The following is a 20,380-nucleotide window of genomic DNA, read 5'->3' on the forward strand; positions in this document are numbered from 1 at the left end:
CCGCGGCCCGCTACGGCTCGCGCGCGGGGGCCCGGGGTCACAAACGGACCGCACCCGCCAACGTGCCGGTCCTCCTGACCCCTTGGACGCTTAAGCTGGACTCCGACGCGGGACGACACGGAAGAAGGGGCGGTACAGGTGAGCGCCAGCGGCATCGCGACCGGTCAGGTCGAGCACATGCTGCGCCAGGTCACGCCCGGGCGCTACGACGCCTACGAGGCGCTCCTGCGCGCGCTCGCGACCCCTTCCTCCGGCCAGGTCTGGATGCTGCTGTGGCACGGCCAGGCCGGCTCCCCGGACGCGCAGTACGGGAACATGGAGGTCGAGGGCCACGGCTACGCGCCCTGCGTGACCTCCGCACAGGAACTGAGCGCCAGCGGCTGGAACAGGTCGTACGAGGTGATCGACGGGCTGGACGCGGCCCGCACGCTCTACCCCGACCACTACGGCCTCTGGCTGAACCCGCACGCCCCCGGCGGTGGCATGGGCATCCCCTGGCTGGACCTGCGCCGCATCGCCACCGGTCTGGAGCGCCAGCCCGCCGGCCCGCTGCGGCTGTCCGAGCCCGGCATCGAGATCCCGCAGTTCTACGCCCTGCTCGCGCAGAACGCCCACCGCACCCCGGTGGTCCGCGCGCTGCGCCGGGCCTGGGTGCAGCCCGCGCTGGGCGCGCCCTACCTGGCCCTCGGTCTCGACGTCTACGAGTCCTCCCCGCCGGCCGTGGACGCCGTCCGGGCGATGATGCAGCAGTCCGTCGCGGCGGTGCCGGACGGGCTGCCGGTCTCGACGGTCGCCATGACCGACGAGTACGACCCCGTCGTCATGTGGATGCGCGCCAACGCGCGGCCGTTCTACGACCGCGAGGCGCACGCCGCCGCTCCCGCCCAGGCTCCCGCGGGCGGCTACGGCTTTCCGCCCGCCGGACGTTACTGACCCCTTCGCCGCTCCTGACTCCATGGCAGGAGTCGGACTTCTTCGCGCGTAGATAACAGCGATATGGGGTGGACGCGCCCAATATGCCCGAATTTGTCACTGTCCGGGGGGCGTTACCCGCCGTCCGGATAACGGAACCCCTCTACCCGCATCACGTTTACGCATCCATTCACTGCCAAGTCTGGCAACAGATCGCCAAAGCGTTGAAGACTCCCGCTCCAGGGGGACTTATCCCCCGCGTATTACGGACTGATCACGCCGCTACAGCGGCAAGTGCGGGCCGGCTACCGCCGGTTGAGAGGGGTCCCTGCCAGATGACGGCACCATTGCACGAGCCGACCGCGGAAGCGGCCCCGAGTGCGGCCGAGGAAGCGGCGGTCGCCAGCAGCGACGCCAAGGCCGTTCAGGGCCGTTCCCTGGGCCGGATCGCCTGGGAGCGCCTCAAGCGGGACAAGCTCGCCCTCACGGGCGGAATCGTGGTGCTCCTCCTCGTGGTGGTCGCGCTGCTCGCGCCCGTCATCACGAGCCTCCTCGGGCAGGACCCGAACGAGTACCACGAGAACCTCATCGACCCGCTCTTCGGCACCCCCACGGGTTCCCTGGGCGGCCTGAGCGGCGACCACCTGCTCGGCGTCGAGCCGGTCAACGGCCGCGACATCTTCGCCCGCATCCTCTACGGGGCCCGGATCTCCCTCCTGGTCGGCTTCCTGTCCGCCGTGGTGGCCGTGATCCTCGGAACGGTGCTGGGCATCCTCGCCGGCTTCTTCGGCGGCTGGGTCGACTCCCTGATCAGCCGGGTGATGGACGGTCTGCTCGCGTTCCCGCAGCTGCTGTTCATCATCGCGCTGGTCTCCGTCATGCCGAACCACATGCTGGGCCTCACCGGTTCGAGCGTGCGCGTCTTCGTGATGATCCTGGTCATCGGGTTCTTCGGATGGCCCTACATCGGACGCGTGGTGCGCGGCCAGACGCTCTCGCTGCGCGAGCGCGAGTACGTCGAGGCCGCCCGCTCGCTCGGCGCCGGACGGATGTACATCCTGTTCAAGGAGCTGCTGCCCAACCTGGTCGCCCCGATCGTCGTCTACACCACGATGATGATCCCCACCAACATCCTCACCGAGGCGGCGCTGAGCTTCCTGGGCGTCGGCGTCAAGCCGCCCACCGCCTCGTGGGGACAGATGCTCTCGAGCGCGATCGACTACTACGAGTCGGACCCCATGTACATGGTGGTCCCCGGTCTGGCGATCTTCATCACCGTGCTGGCGTTCAACCTCTTCGGTGACGGCATCCGGGACGCGCTCGACCCCAAGGCCTCGCGCTGATCCGCCCCGCAGGGGATCCGCGACCACAGCGAGCCGCAGAACCGCCGGGAACACGGCGCCCCAACCGTTCCGTGGTCTTTACACGGGATATCTCTCATCTATCCGGAGGATCCGAGATCGTGACTACCCAACGCACCTCAGGGCGGCGGAAGCAGGCGCTCGCCGCTACTGCCGCGGTCGCCGCGCTGCTGACCACGGCAGCGTGCGGCGGTGGCGGAGACGACGACAAGGGCTCGAAGACCGGCGCCGCCGGCTTCGACGCCGCGAACAACAAGGTCGCCCAGGCCTCCGCCGCCAAGAAGGGCGGCACGCTGAAGTTCGGTGCCGCGCAGGACGCCGACTCGTGGGACACCACGCGTGGCTACTACGGCATGATGTGGAACTTCGCCCGCTACTACAGCCGCCAGCTCGTCACCAACAAGGCCGAGCCGGGCGCCGCGGGCGCCGAGATCACTCCGGACCTCGCCACCGCGACCGCGAAGGTCACGGACGACGGCAAGACCTACACGTACACCCTGCGTGACGGCGTCACCTGGGAGGACGGCAAGCCGGTCACGTCCAAGGACGTGAAGTACGGCATCGAGCGCGTGTGGGCGCAGGACGTGCTGTCCGGCGGTCCGACGTACCTGAAGGACGTCCTCGACCCCAAGGGCGCCTACAAGGGCCCCTACAAGGACACGTCGGCCGACAAGCTGGGTCTGAAGGCGATCGACACGCCCGACGACAAGACCATCGTCTTCCACCTGCCCGAGGCCAACTCGGACTTCGAGGAGATGCTGGCCCTGGTGTCGGCGTCGCCGGTCCGCCAGGACATGGACACCAAGTCCAAGTACGGCCTGAAGCCGTTCTCCTCGGGCCCGTACAAGTTCGCCTCGTACGCCCCCGGCAAGGACCTCAAGCTGGTCCGCAACACCAGCTGGAAGCAGGCCTCGGACCCGGTCCGCAAGGCCTACCCGGACGAGATCACCATCAAGTTCTTCTCGGACGCCAACCAGCTCGACCAGCGTCTGCTCAGCGGTGACCTGGACCTCGACCTGAACCAGACCGGCATGTCGCCGCAGGGCCGCACCACCGCCCTGAAGCAGCACAAGGCCAACCTGGACAACCCGGTCTCCGGCTACGTCCGCTACGCGGTCTTCCCGCAGAGCGTGAAGCCGTTCGACAACATCGAGTGCCGCAAGGCCGTCATCCTCGGCGCCGACCACGTGTCGCTCCAGACCGCCCGCGGCGGCCCGGTCGCCGGCGGCGACATCGGCACCAACATGCTCCCGCCGTCCGTCCCGGGCGCCGAGGGCCAGAAGTACGACCCGTACAAGCTCGCGGGCGACAACAAGAACGGCAACGCGGCCGAGGCCAAGGCGGCCCTGAAGGCCTGCGGTCAGCCGAACGGCTTCAAGACCACCATCGCGGTGCGCAACAACAAGCCGGTCGAGGTGGCCACCGCCCAGTCGCTCCAGGCGTCGCTGGCGAAGATCGGCATCACCGCCGAGATCGACCAGTACGACGGCTCGCAGACCGCCGGCATCATCGGCAGCCCTTCGAACGTGAAGAAGAAGGGCTACGGCATCATCATCATGGGCTGGGGTCCGGACTTCCCGTCCGTCCAGGGCTTCGGTCTGCCGCTGTGGAACAGCAAGTACATCGCGCAGAGCGGTAACAACAACTACGCGCTGATCAACGACAAGACGATCGACGGTCTGTTCTCGTCGTACGTCACCACGCTGGACGACGCCGGCAAGACCAAGATCGCCACGGAGATCAACCACAAGGTGATGGAGGGCGCGTACTACCTGCCCTTCGTCTTCGAGCGGTTCATCAACTGGCGCTCGGACAACCTGGCGAACGTCTACACCACCGACGGTTACAGCGGTCAGTACGACTTCGTGAACCTCGGTCTGAAGAACCCGAAGAAGTAGTCCCGGCACACCCGCCGAACGGCACGAAAGGCAGGTGAAGGCCGGCGCGGCGGACCCGCGGGTCACTGGACACAATCCGGTGGCCCGCGGTCCGCGGCGGGCCGAGAGCTGTGCTCGCTTACCTCATCAGGCGGCTGTTCGCCGCCGTAGTGATGCTCGTGGTCATCGTCATGGTGGTCTTCGGCATCTTCTTCCTCATCCCCAAGTGGGCTGGCGTAGACATCGCCTTGAGCTTCGTGGGCAAGCAGGCCGACCCTGCCGCCGTCGAGGGTGTGCGCGAGAAGCTGGGCCTGGGCGACCCGATCTACGCCCAGGTCTGGGAGTTCTTCAAGGGCATCTTCGCCGGTCGCACCTACACGGGCGGTGGCGACTCCATCCACTGCGCCGCCCCGTGCTTCGGCTACTCCTTCCGCAGCGAGCAGGCCGTCTGGCCGGTGCTGACCGACCGCTTCCCGGTGACGCTGGCGCTCGCGCTCGGCGCCGCCGTGCTGTGGCTGATCTTCGGCGTCTCGGCGGGTGTGCTCTCCGCGCTCAAGCGGGGCAGCATGTGGGACCGCGGCGCGATGGTCATCGCGCTCTCGGGCGTCTCCCTGCCGATCTACTTCACCGGCATGGTCGCCCTGTCGATCTTCGTGTACGGACTCGACCTGTTCGACGGGCAGTTCGTCCCCCTGGACGAGAGTTTCACCGGCTGGTTCGGCGGCATGATCCTGCCCTGGGTCACCCTCGCGTTCCTGTACGCGGCGATGTACGCCCGCATCACCCGGGCCACCATGCTGGAGATCCTCGGCGAGGACTACATCCGCACGGCCCGCGCCAAGGGCCTCAAGGAACACACCGTCATCGGCAAGCACGCCATGCGCTCCACGATGACCCCGCTGCTGACCATGCTCGGCATGGACCTCGGCGCCCTCATCGGCGGTGCGATCCTGACCGAGACGGCGTTCAACCTGCCCGGCCTCGGCCAGGCGGTGCTCAACGCCATCAAGAACCAGGACCTGCCCATCATCCTGGGCGTCACCCTGATCACTTCTCTGGCGGTGCTCGTCGCCAACCTCGTGGTGGACATTATGTACGCCGTGATCGACCCCCGAGTGAGGCTGGCATGACCGAACTCAGCAAGAGCGGAGCGGCCGTGGGCGAGCCCTCCCCCGCTTCGCCCGCGCCGACCGCCTTCCTCGAAGTGCGCGACCTCAAGGTGCACTTCCCCACCGACGACGGCCTGGTCAAGTCCGTCGACGGACTCAGCTTCCAGCTGGAGAAGGGCAAGACCCTCGGCATCGTGGGCGAGTCCGGCTCCGGCAAGTCGGTGACCTCGCTGGGCATCATGGGCCTGCACACCGCCGGCCAGTACGGCAAGCGCAAGGCGCAGATCTCCGGCGAGATCTGGCTGGACGGCACCGAGCTGCTGTCCGCCGACCCCGACCACGTGCGCAAGCTGCGGGGCCGCGAGATGGCGATGATCTTCCAGGATCCGCTGTCCGCGCTGCACCCGTACTACACGATCGGCCAGCAGATCGTGGAGGCGTACCGCATCCACCACGACGTCGACAAGAAGACCGCCAAGCGCCGTGCGGTCGAGATGCTCGACCGGGTGGGCATCCCGCAGCCGGACAAGCGGGTGGAGAGCTACCCGCACGAGTTCTCCGGCGGTATGCGCCAGCGCGCGATGATCGCGATGTCGCTGGTCAACAACCCCGAACTGCTCATCGCGGACGAGCCGACGACCGCCCTGGACGTGACCGTCCAGGCGCAGATCCTCGACCTCATCCGCGACCTGCAGAAGGAGTTCGGCTCCGCGGTCATCGTCATCACCCACGACCTGGGCGTCGTCGCCGAACTCGCCGACGACATCCTGGTGATGTACGGCGGCCGCTGCGTCGAGCGGGGCCCGGCCGACAAGGTGTTCTACGAGCCCCGGCACCCCTACACCTGGGGTCTGCTCGGCTCGATGCCGCGTCTGGACCGCGACCAGCAGGAGCGGCTGATCCCGGTCAAGGGCTCGCCGCCCTCGCTGATCAACATCCCGTCCGGCTGCGCCTTCAACCCGCGCTGCCCGTACGCGGATCTGCCCAAGGACAACGTCACCCGCACCGTCCGGCCCGAGCTGTCCGAGGTCGGGAGCCGGCACTGGGCCGCCTGCCACCTGGGCCAGGAGCAGCGGGAGCGTATCTGGACCGAAGAGATTGCGCCGAAGCTGTGAGCGACGAAGAGAAAGCGGTGACGATCCCCGCGCAGGCCGACGGCCGGACCGAGCCGGGAGCCACCCTCACCAAGGACGCCGCCCCCGGCGAGGTCCTGCTCAAGGTGACCGGGCTGCAGAAGCACTTCCCCATCAAGAAGGGCCTGCTCCAGCGGCAGGTCGGGGCGGTGCACGCGGTCGACGGCATCGACTTCGAGGTCCGCTCCGGTGAGACGCTCGGCGTCGTGGGCGAGTCCGGCTGCGGCAAGTCCACCATGGGCCGGCTGATCACCCGGCTGCTCGAACCGACCGGCGGCACGGTCGAGTTCGAGGGCAAGGACATCACGCACCTCGGCGTCAGCGGCATGCGTCCGCTGCGCCGCGACGTACAGATGATCTTCCAGGACCCGTACTCGTCGCTGAACCCCCGGCACACCATCGGCACGATCGTCGGCGCTCCCTTCAAGCTCCAGGGCGTCGAGCCCGAGGGCGGCATCAAGAAGGAAGTGCAGCGGCTCCTGTCGGTCGTGGGGCTCAACCCCGAGCACTACAACCGCTACCCGCACGAGTTCTCCGGCGGTCAGCGCCAGCGCATCGGCATCGCCCGCGCGCTCGCGCTGAACCCGAAGCTGGTCGTGGCCGACGAGCCGGTCTCGGCCCTGGACGTGTCGATCCAGGCCCAGGTCGTCAACCTGCTCGACGACCTCCAGCAGGAGCTGGGCCTCACGTACGTGATCATCGCGCACGACCTCTCGGTCGTCCGGCACGTCTCGGACCGCATCGCGGTGATGTACCTCGGCAAGATCGTGGAGCTGGCCGACCGCGACCTGCTCTACAAGTCGCCGATGCACCCGTACACCAAGGCGCTGATGTCGGCGGTGCCGATCCCGGACCCGCGGCGCAAGAACGCCAAGAGCGAGCGGATCCTGCTCAAGGGCGACGTGCCCTCGCCGATCTCCCCGCCGAGCGGCTGCCGGTTCCACACCCGGTGCTGGAAGGCGACGGAGATCTGCAAGACCACCGAGCCGAAGCTCGTCGAGCTGCGGACCGGTCAGCAGGTCGCCTGCCACCACCCGGAGAACTTCGAGGACCAGGCTCCGCAGGACACCGTTCTGCTGACCGCCGCGAAGGAGGCGGCGGAGCTGGTGGCCGACGAGGTGCTGGCGGAGTCGGCGGAGACGTCGGCGGCGCTGGCGGCCGAGGCCGCGGAGGCTCCGAAGACCGCGAAGACCGCGGAGGCCGCGAAGGACGCCGAGGCTCCGAAGACCGCTGAGGTCACCAAGGCCACCGAGGCCACCGAGGCCACGGAGGAGGCTCCCGAGCCCGCCGAGGCGGCGGCCCCCGAGCCGGCCGTCGTCGCCGAGCCCGGCAAGCTCGCGAAGGCCGAGCCGGCAGCTGCGACCGAGGCCGCCGGGACCGAAGGGTCCGAGGAGTCCGGGGAGTCCGGGGAGTCCGGGGAGTCCGAGGGGCGCCAGGAGTCAACCGACAAGTAGGGCATGACGAGTTAGTAAAGTCATGTACATGCCTTAACGGGAGAGTGCAGAGTCGTCCGCGTCCGGTACCACGGCACGCGCTCGAAGGGACGACTCATGGCACTCTCCCGTTCGGCACGTCGGGGGGCCCTCGCGACAGCGGCGGCCTCCCTCCTCGTCATCGCCGCCTCCTCCGCCCCCACCCCGGGCTCCGACGGAATCGGCGACGCCTACTTCCCGCGGCTCGGCAACGGCGGCTTCGACGCCCGCCACTACGACCTCTCCCTCGCCTACGACCCCGACACCGACCGCCTCGACGGGCGGACGACGATCACCGCCCGGGCCACCCAGAGCCTGTCGTCCTTCGATCTGGACCTGCAGAAACTCGAGGTATCCCGGGTCGAAGTGGACGGCAGAAAGGCGCGGTTCACCCGCGTCGGCGACGAGATCCGCATCGTCCCGCGCGCAGCGATCCGCAAGGGGCGGACCTTCGAGGTGGCCGTGACCTACGGCGGCGTCCCCGAACCCCTCGGCGGCCCCATCGTCTTCGGCTCCTCCTACGGGTGGATGAAGACGGCCGACGGCGTCTTCGTGGCCTGCGAGCCCAACGCCGCCTCGACCTGGTTCCCGTCCAGCGACCACCCCTCGGACAAGGCCGCCTACGACATCCGCGTCAAGGCGCCCCGCGGCCTGACCGCGGTCTCCAACGGCCGGCTCGTCTCGACGTACGACAAGGGCGCCTCGACGTACACGCACTGGCGCGAGACGAAGCCCATGGCCAGCTACCTCGCGACCGCCACCATCGGGAAGTTCGACGTGCGGACCGGGAGGACGCCCGGCGGCATACCGATCTACGTCGCGATCGACCCGGTGCTCGCGGACGGCAACGCCGTCGACGTGTACGCCGTCACCGCCGCGGCCACCGACTACTGGTCGCGGGTCTTCGGCCCGTACCCCTTCGAGGAGACCGGCGCGATCGTCGACGACATGCCGCAGGCGGGCTTCTCCCTGGAGGTGCAGTCCAAGCCGGCCTACTCGGCCGTCCGCGACGAGTCCACGATCGTGCACGAGCTGGCTCACCAGTGGTTCGGCGACTCCGTGTCGGTGGCCCACTGGAAGGACATCTGGCTCAACGAGGGGTTCGCCACCTACGCCCAGTGGCTGTGGGCCGAGCACCAGGGCGTCCGCTCGGCGCACGACTCCTTCCTGGCCGGCTACGACGCCCGCCCCGCCGGCAACGCCTTCTGGCAGACGGTCGTCGGCGACCCCCAGCGCGACACCATGTTCGCCTCCGCCGTCTACCAGCGCGGGGCGATGGCGCTACAGGTCCTGCGCGAGCGGATCGGCGACCGGGCCTTCTTCCGGCTGCTGCCCGCCTGGACCCGGCTGCACCGCTACGGCAACGCGGACACCGACGACTTCATCCGCCTCGCCGAGAAGGTCTCCGGACGCCAGCTCGACGACCTCTTCCGGACCTGGCTCTTCACGCCGGGAAAACCGTCCCTGTGAGGTCGGTCCGCCTTGTAATGTAAGGCGAAGGTCGCGCGACGGGTGAGAATGTAGGGGTGTACGAGCAAATCTTCAGCCCCTCCGTCCAGCACACCCTCGACGTGGTCGGCATCTTCGTCTTCGCCATCTCGGGCGCGCTGCTGGCCGTGCGCAAGAACTTCGACGTGTTCGGCATCGCCATGCTCGCCGAGGTCACCGCGCTGGGCGGCGGCGTGTTCCGGGACCTGGTGATCGGGGCGGTGCCCCCGGCCGCCTTCACCGACCTGGGGTACTTCCTCACGCCGCTGATCGCCGCTCTGCTGGTCGTCTTCCTGCACCCCCAGGTGGAACGCATCCAGCTGGGGGTCAACGTCTTCGACGCGGCGGGCCTCGGCCTGTTCAGCGTCACGGGGACGACGAAGGCGCACGCCTACGGGCTGAACCTGACCGCGTCGGCGGCCCTCGGGATCGCGACCGCCGTCGGCGGCGGCGTGCTGCGTGACGTGCTGGCCAACGAGGTGCCCTCGCTGCTGCGCTGGGACCGCGACCTCTACGCGGTCCCCGCGATGGCCGGCGCCGTCATGGTGGCGCTGTGCATCCGCTACGACGCGCTCACGCCGCTGGCCGGCGGGGTGGCCGCGGTCACCGCTTTCGTCCTGCGGTTGCTCGCGATGCGCTTCCACTGGCGAGCTCCGCGCGCTTGGAACCGCCGCTCGACGGTGCGTGAGGAGTAGAGCCCTTTCCGTCGACGACCGCGCGCTGGCCCATCTGGGTCGTCAGCCAGCGGAACGCCGGCGCCACCTGCGGCCGCCACAGCCCCATGGTGTGCCCGCCCGCGTTGCGCGGGATGTACACCACGTGCACCGTGGTCGGGGCCTTCGCCTCCTGGCGCAGGGCCATGGCCGCCTCGTAGCCGTCGTGCGGCTGGCCCGACAGGTAGAGCGCCACCGGCGGCGGGGCGACCGCCTTGCGCAGCAGCAGGTAGGGGTTGTTCTCCCGGCGCAGCCTGGCGTCCTGCGCGGCGAGCGAGTCGCGCTCGACCACCGGGTCGTTGTAGCCGGACAGGCTCACCGCCGCCCGGTAGCGGTCGGGGTGGGCGACGGCGAGCTTGGTCGCGCAGTGCCCGCCCGCCGAGTACCCGGCCAAGGCCCAGCCCTTGGGCGCGGGCAGGGCCCGGAAGTTGTCCGTGACCATCTTCGGCACGTCCACGCTGAGCCAGGTGTCGGCGTTGACGGTGCCCGCGACGTTGGCGCAGCCGGTGTCCACACCGGGCAGCAGGGTGGTGCGGGGGGCGACCAGGATGAAGGGCGCGACCTTGCCCTCGCGCATCAGCGGGGCCAGCTGCTCGTGCACGTGCAGCGTGCTGTACCAGGTCTTGGCGGAGCCCGGGTAACCCGGCAGAAGCTCCACGACGGGGAAGGGGCGGTGCTTGTAGGCCGGCTCGTCGTACTGCGGGGGCAGCCAGACGTAGACCTCGGCGTTGACGCCGGACACGCGTCCCTGCACCTGGGTGACGCGCACCCCGCCGGCCGCGTGCATCCCGGGGCCCTCGGCCCGGGTGAACTTCTGCCGCACCCGCGGCAGCCGGTCCAGCGCGATGCCGCCGGTGCCGTCGGCGCCCAGGTCGGCGGCCTGCTGCACATGGGAACCGGTGCCCAGCAGGTCGGCCCAGGTGTCGTACAGGCCGTTGGAGTTGTTGACCAGCACGAAGACCAGGCCCACGGCCGTGGTCTGGGCGAACAGCAGCATCATGACCCGGGCCGCGGCGCGCAGGATGCGCGGCCCGCGCAGTCGCGACCACAGCAGCAGCGGCAGCACGACGGCGACGGCGGACAGCGCGATCAGGGTGTAGAGGAACGGAGTCCCGGTGAGGCTCATGCCTTAGCAGAGGGAAAACGGGGCGTCGAGGTTACGGACGAGTTCGGACACTTACCAAGAAATTGCAGAGGCGGGCTGAGGATACGCCCGTACGGCCCTATGGAAAGCTACCGCTTAGTAATGCCATGTTGTACCGTGCAGCCATGGCAGAAGCAGCTATGGCGACGGCGCGGCGGGCCACCGTCGGGGACAGCGAGTTCGACCGGGACACCGCGCTCACCCGCCGCGAGCCCGGCGTCTACGACATCGACCTGTCGGCCGGCTGGACGATCATCAGCGCGGTCAACGGCGGTTACCTCCTCGCCGTCCTCGGGCGCGCGCTCGCGGACGCCCTGCCGCACCGCGACCCGTTCACGATCACGGCGCACTACCTGACCGCCTCCCAGCCGGGCCCGGCTGTGGTCCGCACGGACGTGGTCCGCACCGGCCGCACCCTGTCCACCGGCCAGGCCTCGCTCCTCCAGTACGACGAACACGGCGCGGAGGTCGAGCGGATCCGCGTCCTCGCCTCCTACGGCGACCTGGACGCCCTGCCGGACGACGTCCGCACCACCGCGCAGCCGCCCGCGATCCCGCCCCTCGACCAGTGCTTCGGCCCCGAGGACGGGCCGGCGCCGGTCGACGGCAGCTCCGCCATCACCGAGCGCCTGATGCTCAAGCTCGACCCGTCCACCCTCGGCTGGGCGCTCGGACAGCCCTCCGGCAAGGGCGAGATGCGGGCCTGGTTCGGCCTCAAGGACGGCCGCGACCACGACCCGCTGTCCCTGCTGCTCGCCGTGGACGCGCTGCCGCCCACCGCCTTCGAGATCGGCCTGCGCGGCTGGGTCCCCACCGTCGAGCTGACGGTGCACGTCCGCTGCCGTCCGGCCCCGGGCCCGCTGCGCGTGTCCATCACCACCCGCAACCTCGCCGGCGGCTTCCTGGAGGAGGACGCCGAGGTCTGGGACAGCGCGGACCGGCTCGTCGCCCAGTCGCGCCAGCTGGCCCGGGTCAGGCTCGGCTGACGGGTTCCTGGCCCCTCCCGTCCCCCGCCCCTCCCAGCTCCTCCTGTCCCCGGCCCCTCCCGTCCCCGGGCCGTACCGGCCCGCACCCCGGATGCCCCGGACGCCCGGACGGACTCCCGCTCCGGTGAGGTGACTCGGGGCGCGTGGCGCTCCACCTGGCGGCCCGGGGACAGGGGCCACCCGAGGTGGCCCCGGGCGCTGTCGGTCGAGTGCGCTCCGGGCTCTCCTCGTCGTCTCGTCCCCGGAGCCGTCGCGCGGGAAGCGTGCGCCGAAGCCCGTCCGCCGCGTCCCCGCGCGGGCCCCGCTCCTGCCGCGGCTCCCGCGCCCGTTCAGTCCAGCCAGTGGTGGCGGCCGATGCTGATGAGCCGCATCTGACGGGTCGCGCGCAGGCCGACCCGCTCGCGCTCCTCCGGCGAGGCCTCCAGCGTCTCCAGGAACAGCGAGGCCGTGATGAGCATCTGGTCGACGTAGAGATGCGCGAGCATCAGCAGGTCGTCGTCGCTCCACCCCTGCGCCTGGGCGTCCTTGGCCAGCTCGGTCTTCACCTCGTCGGCGAAGCGGCCCAGTTGGTCGCGGATCGCCTCCCGCACGATCTGCACCCCGCCATGTCGTTCCCGGGCGATGAAACGGACGTGAGCGGGGTACGCGTTGACGTGACCGGCTATCAACTCGACAGCGCGCTTGATGCGTTCGCCGCTGGAGTCGGCGGACGTGACCGTGGTCCGGATCATCGGGTGCAGGCTGCCCAGCGCCTCCTCGACCAGGGCCACGCCGAGATCCGCGGTGGAGCGGAAGTGGCGGTAGAAGGCGGTCGGGGCGACCCCGACGGCGCGGGTGACCTCGCGCAGACCGAGACTGCTCAGGCTCTGCTCCTCCAGCAGCGCCAGCGCCGCGTCCATGAGTGCCTGCCGGGTCTTCTGCTTCTGGGCCTGCCGAACGCCGAGGATGTGACTCATGTCATCCAGTTAACAACTGTTCTCCGGAATTGAAAAGCCGCGGGAGGCGCTAGACTCAAGAGTCAGTGAACAAGTGTAACCACAACTGTTCACCCAAACTTCACGGAGGGGGATCCGATCCCATGCTGTTCCTCGTCGCCGCACTGCTTCTGCTGGGCGTCGTCATGGGCACCGTCGCCCATGCGCCGTTCGCCTTCACCGCCGTCGCCGCCGCCGTGATCGCCGCCTGGCTCGGCATCTTCGCGCTGCGCGAGCGCCACGGCCGCCGGCACAACCCGACCCGCTGACCGCCCCGCACACCGACAGGAGTCGACCGACCATGCAGCTCACCGCACCGGCCACCCGCCGCACCGGAGTCCGCGACGCCGACGGCATGGCCGTCGCGTCCTTCATCCTCGGCCTGCTCGGCCTGCTCGTGCTCAACATCTTCCTCGGCCCGGTCGCCATCGTCCTGGCCGCGGCGGCCCTCTGGCGCGGCACGGCCCGCCGCGGCCGCGCCTACCTCGGTCTCGCGCTGGGCGTCGCCGACCTGCTGGTCCTGGTGGCGTTCATGCAGGCGGACTCGACCGTCTCCTGGAGCTTCTGACCGTCGAGCCCACCTGGCATCGAGGCGCGCCGCCGGGCCCCCGTAGAATCGGGGCCACCATGGCATACCTCGACCACGCCGCGACCACGCCGATGCTCCCCGAGGCGGTCGAGGCACTCACCGCGCACCTGGGCGTCACCGGCAACGCCTCCTCCCTGCACGCGGCCGGCCGACGGGCCCGCCGCACGGTCGAGGAAGCCCGTGAGGCGCTCGCCGAAGCGCTCGGCGCCCGCCCCAGCGAGGTCGTGTTCACCTCAGGCGGCACCGAGGCCGACAACCTCGCGGTCAAGGGCCTGTACTGGTCCCGGCGCGACGCCGACCCGGCCCGCACCCGGGTTCTGGCCAGCCCCGTCGAACACCACGCGGTCCTCGACGCCGTGCACTGGCTGGGCGAGCACGAGGGCGCCACCGTCGAGTACCTGCCGGTCGACCCCTACGGGCGCGTCCACCCCGACGCCCTGCGCGAGGCCCTCGCCCGCAACCCGCACGACGTGGCGCTGGCCACCGTCATGTGGGCGAACAACGAGATCGGCACGATCCTGCCGGTCCGTGAACTGGCCGACGTGGCCGCCGAGTTCGGCGTGCCGCTGCATGCCGACGCGGTCCAGGCCTTCGGTCAGGCGCCCGTCGACTTCGCCGCCTCCGGCCTCGCCGCGATGACCGTCTCCGGCCACAAGATCGGCGGCCCCTACGGCATCGGCGCGCTCCTCCTGGGCCGCGAGCACACGCCCGTGCCCGTCCTGCACGGCGGCGGCCAGGAACGCCATGTCCGCTCCGGCACCCTGGACGTCCCCGCGATCGCCTCCTTCGCCGTCGCCGGCCGCCTCGCCGCCGAACAGCGCGAGTGGTTCGCCCGCGAGATCGGCGCCCTGCGCGACGGCCTCATCGACGCGGTCCGCACGGCCGTCCCGGACGCGATCCTCGGCGGCGACCCCGTCGACCGGCTGCCCGCCAACGCGCACTTCACCTTCCCGGGCTGCGAGGGCGACTCCCTGCTGCTGCTGCTCGACGCACAGGGCATCGAGTGCTCCACCGGCTCGGCCTGCACCGCGGGCGTCGCCCAGCCCAGCCATGTCCTGCTCGCCACCGGCGTCGACCCGGACCTGGCCCGCGGCACCCTGCGCTTCTCGCTCGGCCACACCTCCACGGAGGCCGACGTCGAGGCCGTCGCCAAGGCCATCGGCCCCGCGGTGGAACGGGCCCGGGCCGCGGGCCTGACCTGACGGGCGGGCCGCCGGTCAGCCGACGGAGTCCATGAAGTCCGGCATCCGCCGGTTGATCTCGTCGGCGTGATCGATCTGCGGCCCGTGACCGGTGCCCGCGACGACCTCGGCCCGAGCCCCCGGCACCAGGCGCTGCCGCCCTGTCCGCGGGGCTCGGCGCCGCCGTGCTTGTCGGCCGGCACGCCCCGGAGTCGGCCGCCGCGGTGCCGGCCCATCACCTGGACCGGATCTTCGGCGGCGACGGGAGCGCCGCCCCGGCCCCCGCCGCCTGAACGGGGCCGCCCGCGCCGCCGGCCCCGGTGCTGTGGCCCTCAGACGGCCGGCGTCGTGTGCGCCCGGGCGACGAGCCGCAGGTAACCGGTCCCAGTCCCAGTGCTCGCCGGGGTCGGTGTGATCGGTGCCCGGCACCTCCACGTGCCCGATGATGTGCTCGCGGTCCACGGGTATGCCGTAGCGCCGGCAGACCGCGGCGGCCAGCCGGGCCGAGGCCGCGTACATCGCGTCGGTGAAGTCCCGCGGCCGGTCCACGAAGCCCTCGTGCTCGATGCCGACGCTGCGTTCGTTGTAGGAGCGGTTGCCCGCGTGGTACGCGACGTCCAGCTCGCGGACCATCTGCGTGACGCGGCCGTCCTGGCCGACGATGTAGTGCGCGGCCGCCTTGTGCCCCGGGTCCTCGAACGCCTTCACCGCGCTGCCGAGGTCGCCCTGCGTGACATGGACGACGACCATGTCGACGTCGTAGTCGTCCGGCCGGTCCGCCCAGCGGAAGTTCGCCTCCGACGCCGCCACCCACCGCGCGCCCCGGAAGTCCACCGCGCCCTCCACGCGCGCCTTGCGCACGCCCGGCAGGCGCCAGTACAGCCGCTCCAGCTCCTCACGCGCGAGCAGAGCCGTGCCGGCGGCGGCCGCCGCCCCGCCGATCAGCAGGGCCCGCCGCCCGATCCTCCGGTCGGAGTCGCTCTTGCCGTCCCCCATGTCCGCGCCCTTCCTCGCCCCTCGAGATCGTCAACGGATACTCGCGGGCCGCGGTTCCCGGCGACCCGTACCCTGGAAGGGTTATGACTGAGACCTCGCCGCGCCCCCGCCCCCTTCGCGTACTCGCCGCCATGTCCGGCGGAGTGGACTCCGCCGTCGCCGCCGCCCGCGCCGCCGAAGCCGGCCACGACGTCACCGGCGTCCACCTCGCGCTCTCCGCGAACCCGCAGTCGTTCCGCACCGGCGCCCGGGGCTGTTGCACCATCGAGGACTCCCGCGACGCCCGCCGCGCCGCCGACGTCATCGGCATCCCGTTCTACGTGTGGGACCTCGCCGACCGCTTCCGCGAGGACGTCGTCGAGGACTTCGTCGCCGAGTACGAGGCAGGCCGCACGCCCAACCCCTGCCTGCGCTGCAACGAGAAGATCAAGTTCGCCGCGCTGCTCGACAAGGCCCTCGCGCTGGGCTTCGACGCGGTGTGCACCGGCCACTACGCGAAGGTCGTCGTCGGCGCGGACGGCGCGCGCGAACTGCACCGCGCCTCCGACATGGCCAAGGACCAGTCCTACGTCCTCGGCGTCCTGGACGACCGCCAGCTCGCCCACGCCCTCTTCCCGCTCGGCGACACCGTGACGACGAAGGACGAGATCCGCGCGGAGGCGGAGCGCCGGGGCCTCGCCGTCGCCAAGAAGCCCGACTCCCACGACATCTGCTTCATCGCCGACGGCGACACCCAGGGGTTCCTCGCCACCCGGCTGGGCCGCTCCGAGGGCGCCATCGTCGACGAGTCCGGCGCGAAGGTCGGCACCCACGACGGCGCGTACGGCTTCACCATCGGCCAGCGCAAGGGCCTGCGCATCGGCACCCCGGCCGCCGACGGCAAGCCGCGCTACGTCCTGGACATCTCCCCGGTGGACAACACGGTGACGGTCGGTCCCGCCGCCTCCCTCGACGTCACGGCCCTCACCGCGATCAAGCCCCGCTGGTGCGGCGCCGCCCCCACCGGCCCCGGCGTCTACACGGCCCAGCTGCGCGCCCACGGCGGCGAGACCGAGGTGAGCGCCGAACTGGTCGACGGCCGCCTGGAGGTCGCCTTCACCGAGCCGGTCCGCGGCGTCGCCCCCGGCCAGGCGATCGTGCTGTACGACGGCACGCGCGTGGTGGGCTCGGCGACGATCGCCTCCACCGTGCGGACGGCGGCCCCGGTCGCCTGACCCCGTCAGTCCCGGCGGCCCCCGAGGAACTCCGCCAGCACCGGCGAGAGGACGGCCGGGTCGACCATGTGGGTCTGGCCCTCCAGCGTCCGGTACACGCCGTCCGGGACCGCTTCCGCGACGGTGCGCACGGCCTCCCGCAGCCAGGGCGGACTGGCCCCGCCCGCCAGGGCCAGCACCGGCACGCCGACCGACGCCAGCCGCTCCCTCGGCGGCCGCCCGTCGCCCATGACCGCGTCGTCGTAGGCCAGGGTCGGCGCGACGGCCTCCATGCCCGCCCACATGGGCGAGCGGCGGGCCCCCTGGATCATCTCCTCGGCCAGCCCCGTCAGCCGCAGGAACAGCTCGACGGCGTCCCCGCGCCGGTCCTGCGCGAGCGCCTCGGTGAGGTTCGCGGTGTACTGCGCGCGCGCCCCGGCGGCCTCCTCGTCCAGGGCGAACGGCGTCTCGTACACGGCCGCCCGGCTCACCGGCAGCCCGGCGGCCGCCGCCTCCAGCACCAGCGCGCCGCCCGACGAGACGCCGTACAGGGCGGCCTCGCCGCCCACCGCCTCGATCAGCGCCGCCAGGTCCTCGACCTCGCGCTCCACCGCGTACGGAGCCGTGTCACCGCTCTCGCCGCGGCCCCGGCGGTCGTAGCGCACGGCCGTGAAGCCGTCCGCGAGCAGGGCGGCCAGGGGCGCCATCGTGCCGCCCGTGGACATCGCCCCGCTCACCAGGATGACCGCGGGGCCCCGGCCGGTGCTCTCGTACGCGAGTTCGGTGCCGTCGCGGGAAACAGTCTTCTTGTCCATGCTCATGCAGACTGCCGCACGGCACGGCACTCATCGGCCTACGACACCTCGGCCGGCGCGACTTCCACTTCGTAGAAGCACAGATGGTCCTTGATCGCGGCGACGTCCGGCTTCGGATCGGGGTAAAACCACACGAGGTCGGCCGCGTCCGGGAGCGACCAGTAGGACGCCGTGCCCTTGAACGGGCAGTACGTGTGGGTGTCGGAAGGGGTCAGGAGGTCGAGCCGTACGTCCTCGGCGGGGATGTAGTACCGCACGGGACAGCCGGTCTCGCGCAGCGCGAGCGCCCGGCCGGTCTCGGCGAGGACGTGCTTCCCGTGGACGGCCCTGACGCGCCGGCCGTCCCGCTCGATCGTGATCGTGTGTCCGTTGGCCATACCGGAACAGCACGCGCGGGCCGCCGGTTCTTCCCGCGTACCGTCGACGAGGCGACCGAGATCCTGGAGCTGAAGAAGCACGGACACACCGACAAGCCGGTCGTGCTGCTCAACACCGCCGGCTTCCACGACGGCCTCAAGGAGCAGTTCCGCCGCATGGAGGACGAGGGCTTCCTGCCCTTGCCCCTCACCGACCTGGTGTTCTTCGCCGAGGAGCCGGTGGGCGCGCTCGCCTGCCTGGAGGAGAGCCGGGGCATCGAGTGACCCGGCGGTGATGCGAGCATGGCGGACATGGCTACTCATGTGATCACCGGAGCGGGCTCCGGCATCGGCGCGGCCGTCACCCGCCGTCTGCACGCGCGCGGGGACGACCTCGTGCTGCACGCGCGCGACGCGGGCCGCGCGAAGGAACTGGCGGCGCTCTTCCCCGGCGCGCGCACGCTCGTCGGCGACCTGGCCGACCCCGACAAGCTGAGCTGGGCCTTCTCCCACCAGACGCTCCCCGGCCGGGTCGACTCCCTGCTGCACGTCGCCGGGGTCGTCGACCTCGGACCCGTCGGCGACCTCACCCCGAAGGCCTGGCGCCACCAGCTCAACGTCAACCTGATCGCCCCCGCCGAGCTGACCCGGCACTTCCTGCCCCAGCTGCGCGCCGCCCGCGGCCACGTCCTCTTCGTGAACTCCGGGGCGGGCCTGCGGGCGAGCGCCGAATGGTCCGCCTACGCCGCCTCCAAGCACGGCTTGAAGGCGCTCGCGGACTCCCTGCGCCAGGAGGAGCACGGCAACGGCGTCCGCGTCACCTCCGTCTACCCCGGCCGCACCGCCAGCCCCATGCAGGCCAAGGTCCACCAGCAGGAGGGCAAGGAGTACGACCCGGCGGAGTGGATCGACCCCGAGTCGGTGGCGACGACGATCCTCATGGCGCTCGACCTGCCCAGGGACGCGGAGGTCAACGACCTCACGGTGCGCCCCGGAAGCTGAGGCCGGCCCCGCGCGCGGGAGGGCGGTTCCCGGTGGGCGGACGCGCCGCTGCGGCTACGTAGGCTTCACCCGTGAACGCACACTTCAGTTTCGGCCCCGCCACCGGCATCGGCTCCCTGCCGGGAGGGGACGCCCGCGAGGCCGCCAGGACCGTCACCGGGTCCTTCGAGGACTTCCCGCACCTGCCCGAACTGCCCGCCCGCGGCCCCGGAGCGGACATGATCGGCCGCACCGCCGGGATGCTCGTCGAGCTGTTCGCGCGCGTGGAGCCCAGCGGCTGGCGCATCGGGGACCGGCCCGGCCGGGACACCAGGCGGGCGCGGTCCTGGCTGGGGGAGGACCTCGACGCGCTGGAGGAGTTCACCCAGGGCTACGAGGGACAGGTCAAGGTGCAGGCGGTCGGGCCCTGGACGCTCGCCGCCGCGCTGGAGCTGCGGAACGGCGAGGCCGCGCTCTCCGATCCCGGCGCCTGCCGCGACCTCGCCGGCTCCCTCGCCGAAGGCCTGCGCCTGCACCTCGACGAGGTGCGGCGGCGCGTCCCCGGCGCCGACGTCGTCCTCCAGCTCGACGAGCCCTCCCTCACCGCCGTCCTGCGCGGCCACGTCCGCAGCGCCAGCGGCTACCGCACCTACCGCGCGGTGGACCGGCAGATCGTGGAGGGCACGCTGCGCGACGTCGCCGGGGTGAACGGCGAGGGGCCCGTCGTCGTCCACTCGTGCGCGCCGGACGTCCCGTTCGCCCTGCTGCGCCGGGCCGGAGCGGCGGCCGTCTCCTTCGACTTCTCGCTGCTCACCGAGCGTGACGACGACGCGATCGGGGAGGCGGTCGAGGCCGGCACCCGGCTCTTCGCCGGTGTCGTGCCGGGCGTGGACGCCCCGTTGTCGGACCCTGCCGGTAGCGTCAGGGGTGTCAGGACGCTGTGGCGCAGGCTGGGGCTGCGGCCGGGGCTGCTCGCGGAGGCGGTCACGCTCACGCCGTCGTGCGGACTCGCGGGGGCCTCTCCCGCGTACGCCCGCCAGGCCCTCGCCCACTGCGTCCGGGCGGCGAGATCCCTCGCGGACAACCCTGAGTAACGGGAG

The 20,380-nt window shown here is 71.3% G+C and carries 20 protein-coding genes and 2 pseudogenes; 16 read left to right on the forward strand and 6 right to left on the reverse strand.

From position 1 onward, the window contains the following. Positions 1-138: 138 nt before the first annotated feature. The 8 genes from OG802_RS25045 (at position 139) to OG802_RS25080 (ending at position 10,047) form a co-directional block, all read left to right on the forward strand. On the forward strand, positions 139-933 hold the full coding sequence (locus OG802_RS25045; protein WP_329413839.1) for an enhanced serine sensitivity protein SseB C-terminal domain-containing protein: 795 nt from the start codon (positions 139-141) through the stop codon (positions 931-933). Between the two features lie 314 nt (positions 934-1,247). Continuing rightward, a complete protein-coding gene (locus OG802_RS25050; RefSeq protein ID WP_329413840.1) occupies positions 1,248-2,255 on the forward strand; it encodes an ABC transporter permease in 1,008 nt (335 codons plus the stop codon). Positions 2,256-2,374: 119 nt separating this feature from the next. Continuing rightward, a complete protein-coding gene (locus OG802_RS25055) occupies positions 2,375-4,171 on the forward strand; it encodes an ABC transporter substrate-binding protein (RefSeq protein ID WP_329413843.1) in 1,797 nt (598 codons plus the stop codon). 110 nt (positions 4,172-4,281) lie between these two features. Then, positions 4,282-5,280: an ABC transporter permease gene (locus OG802_RS25060; RefSeq protein ID WP_329413845.1), complete on the forward strand. Its 999-nt coding sequence runs from the start codon at positions 4,282-4,284 to the stop codon at positions 5,278-5,280. Beyond that, on the forward strand, positions 5,277-6,374 hold the full coding sequence (locus OG802_RS25065) for an ABC transporter ATP-binding protein (protein ID WP_329413848.1): 1,098 nt from the start codon (positions 5,277-5,279) through the stop codon (positions 6,372-6,374). Before OG802_RS25060 ends, OG802_RS25065 begins: the two co-directional genes overlap by 4 nt. Continuing rightward, on the forward strand, positions 6,371-7,846 hold the full coding sequence (locus OG802_RS25070) for an ABC transporter ATP-binding protein (RefSeq protein ID WP_443055322.1): 1,476 nt from the start codon (positions 6,371-6,373) through the stop codon (positions 7,844-7,846). Before OG802_RS25065 ends, OG802_RS25070 begins: the two co-directional genes overlap by 4 nt. Before the next feature lie 96 nt (positions 7,847-7,942). Continuing rightward, positions 7,943-9,334 (forward strand): M1 family metallopeptidase, encoded by a 1,392-nt coding sequence (locus OG802_RS25075; RefSeq protein ID WP_329413849.1) that lies wholly within the window; start codon positions 7,943-7,945, stop codon positions 9,332-9,334. Between the two features lie 56 nt (positions 9,335-9,390). Next, entirely contained in the window at positions 9,391-10,047 is a 657-nt protein-coding gene (locus OG802_RS25080; protein WP_329413851.1) for a trimeric intracellular cation channel family protein, read from the forward strand. Here the strand turns inward: OG802_RS25080 and OG802_RS25085 are convergent. Beyond that, positions 9,956-11,191: an alpha/beta hydrolase gene (locus OG802_RS25085; protein ID WP_329413853.1), complete on the reverse strand. Its 1,236-nt coding sequence runs from the start codon at positions 11,189-11,191 to the stop codon at positions 9,956-9,958. The genes OG802_RS25080 and OG802_RS25085 overlap by 92 nt on opposite strands. Positions 11,192-11,334: 143 nt before the next feature. Here OG802_RS25085 and OG802_RS25090 point away from each other — a divergent pair, with 143 nt between their 5' ends. Continuing rightward, positions 11,335-12,195 (forward strand): thioesterase family protein, encoded by an 861-nt coding sequence (locus OG802_RS25090; protein ID WP_329413855.1) that lies wholly within the window; start codon positions 11,335-11,337, stop codon positions 12,193-12,195. Positions 12,196-12,524: 329 nt separating this feature from the next. On the opposite strand, the gene OG802_RS25095 is transcribed toward OG802_RS25090, so the two are convergent. After that, positions 12,525-13,151 (reverse strand): TetR family transcriptional regulator, encoded by a 627-nt coding sequence (locus OG802_RS25095; protein ID WP_329413856.1) that lies wholly within the window; start codon positions 13,149-13,151, stop codon positions 12,525-12,527. A gap of 122 nt (positions 13,152-13,273) precedes the next feature. On the opposite strand from OG802_RS25095, the gene OG802_RS25100 reads away from it, so the two are divergent. The 3 genes from OG802_RS25100 to OG802_RS25110 are packed head-to-tail and all read left to right on the forward strand — an operon-like array spanning position 13,274 to position 14,960. Further along, positions 13,274-13,438 (forward strand): hypothetical protein, encoded by a 165-nt coding sequence (locus OG802_RS25100; protein ID WP_329413858.1) that lies wholly within the window; start codon positions 13,274-13,276, stop codon positions 13,436-13,438. A gap of 32 nt (positions 13,439-13,470) precedes the next feature. Beyond that, a complete protein-coding gene (locus tag OG802_RS25105; RefSeq protein ID WP_329413860.1) occupies positions 13,471-13,737 on the forward strand; it encodes a DUF4190 domain-containing protein in 267 nt (88 codons plus the stop codon). A gap of 59 nt (positions 13,738-13,796) precedes the next feature. Continuing rightward, positions 13,797-14,960 carry a cysteine desulfurase family protein gene (locus tag OG802_RS25110; protein ID WP_329413861.1) on the forward strand — a complete coding sequence of 388 codons (1,164 nt, stop codon included), beginning with the start codon at positions 13,797-13,799 and terminating at the stop codon, positions 14,958-14,960. Between the two features lie 15 nt (positions 14,961-14,975). Here OG802_RS25110 and OG802_RS35975 read toward each other — a convergent pair whose 3' ends face one another. Both OG802_RS35975 and OG802_RS25120 read right to left on the reverse strand, forming a co-directional pair. Then, positions 14,976-15,086, reverse strand: coding sequence for an alpha/beta fold hydrolase (locus tag OG802_RS35975; RefSeq protein ID WP_443055324.1), 111 nt, complete (start codon positions 15,084-15,086; stop codon positions 14,976-14,978). A 185-nt stretch (positions 15,087-15,271) separates the two neighbouring features. Continuing rightward, a pseudogene (locus OG802_RS25120) lies at positions 15,272-15,935 on the reverse strand (N-acetylmuramoyl-L-alanine amidase). Between the two features lie 83 nt (positions 15,936-16,018). On the opposite strand from OG802_RS25120, the gene mnmA reads away from it, so the two are divergent. Next, positions 16,019-17,149 carry a tRNA 2-thiouridine(34) synthase MnmA gene (mnmA, locus tag OG802_RS25125; RefSeq protein WP_329413863.1) on the forward strand — a complete coding sequence of 377 codons (1,131 nt, stop codon included), beginning with the start codon at positions 16,019-16,021 and terminating at the stop codon, positions 17,147-17,149. Between the two features lie 5 nt (positions 17,150-17,154). Here the strand turns inward: mnmA and OG802_RS25130 are convergent, their stop codons facing one another. Then, a complete protein-coding gene (locus tag OG802_RS25130) occupies positions 17,155-17,943 on the reverse strand; it encodes an alpha/beta fold hydrolase (RefSeq protein WP_329413865.1) in 789 nt (262 codons plus the stop codon). Between the two features lie 38 nt (positions 17,944-17,981). After that, positions 17,982-18,320, reverse strand: a complete 339-nt coding sequence (locus tag OG802_RS25135) for a DUF427 domain-containing protein (RefSeq protein WP_329413867.1) — start codon at positions 18,318-18,320, stop codon at positions 17,982-17,984. Positions 18,321-18,359: 39 nt separating this feature from the next. Between OG802_RS25135 and OG802_RS25140 the strand changes: the two are divergent. The 3 genes and pseudogenes from OG802_RS25140 to OG802_RS25150 all read left to right on the forward strand — a co-directional run. Further along, a pseudogene (locus OG802_RS25140) lies at positions 18,360-18,584 on the forward strand (LOG family protein); the annotation flags it as partial. A 27-nt stretch (positions 18,585-18,611) separates the two neighbouring features. After that, positions 18,612-19,301 carry an SDR family oxidoreductase gene (locus OG802_RS25145; protein ID WP_329413870.1) on the forward strand — a complete coding sequence of 230 codons (690 nt, stop codon included), beginning with the start codon at positions 18,612-18,614 and terminating at the stop codon, positions 19,299-19,301. 71 nt (positions 19,302-19,372) lie between these two features. Further along, positions 19,373-20,374, forward strand: coding sequence for a methionine synthase (locus OG802_RS25150; RefSeq protein WP_329413871.1), 1,002 nt, complete (start codon positions 19,373-19,375; stop codon positions 20,372-20,374). Positions 20,375-20,380: the final 6 nt, after the last annotated feature.

The organism is Streptomyces sp. NBC_00704, assembly GCF_036226605.1.
Classification (GTDB): Bacteria; Actinomycetota; Actinomycetes; order Streptomycetales; family Streptomycetaceae; genus Streptomyces.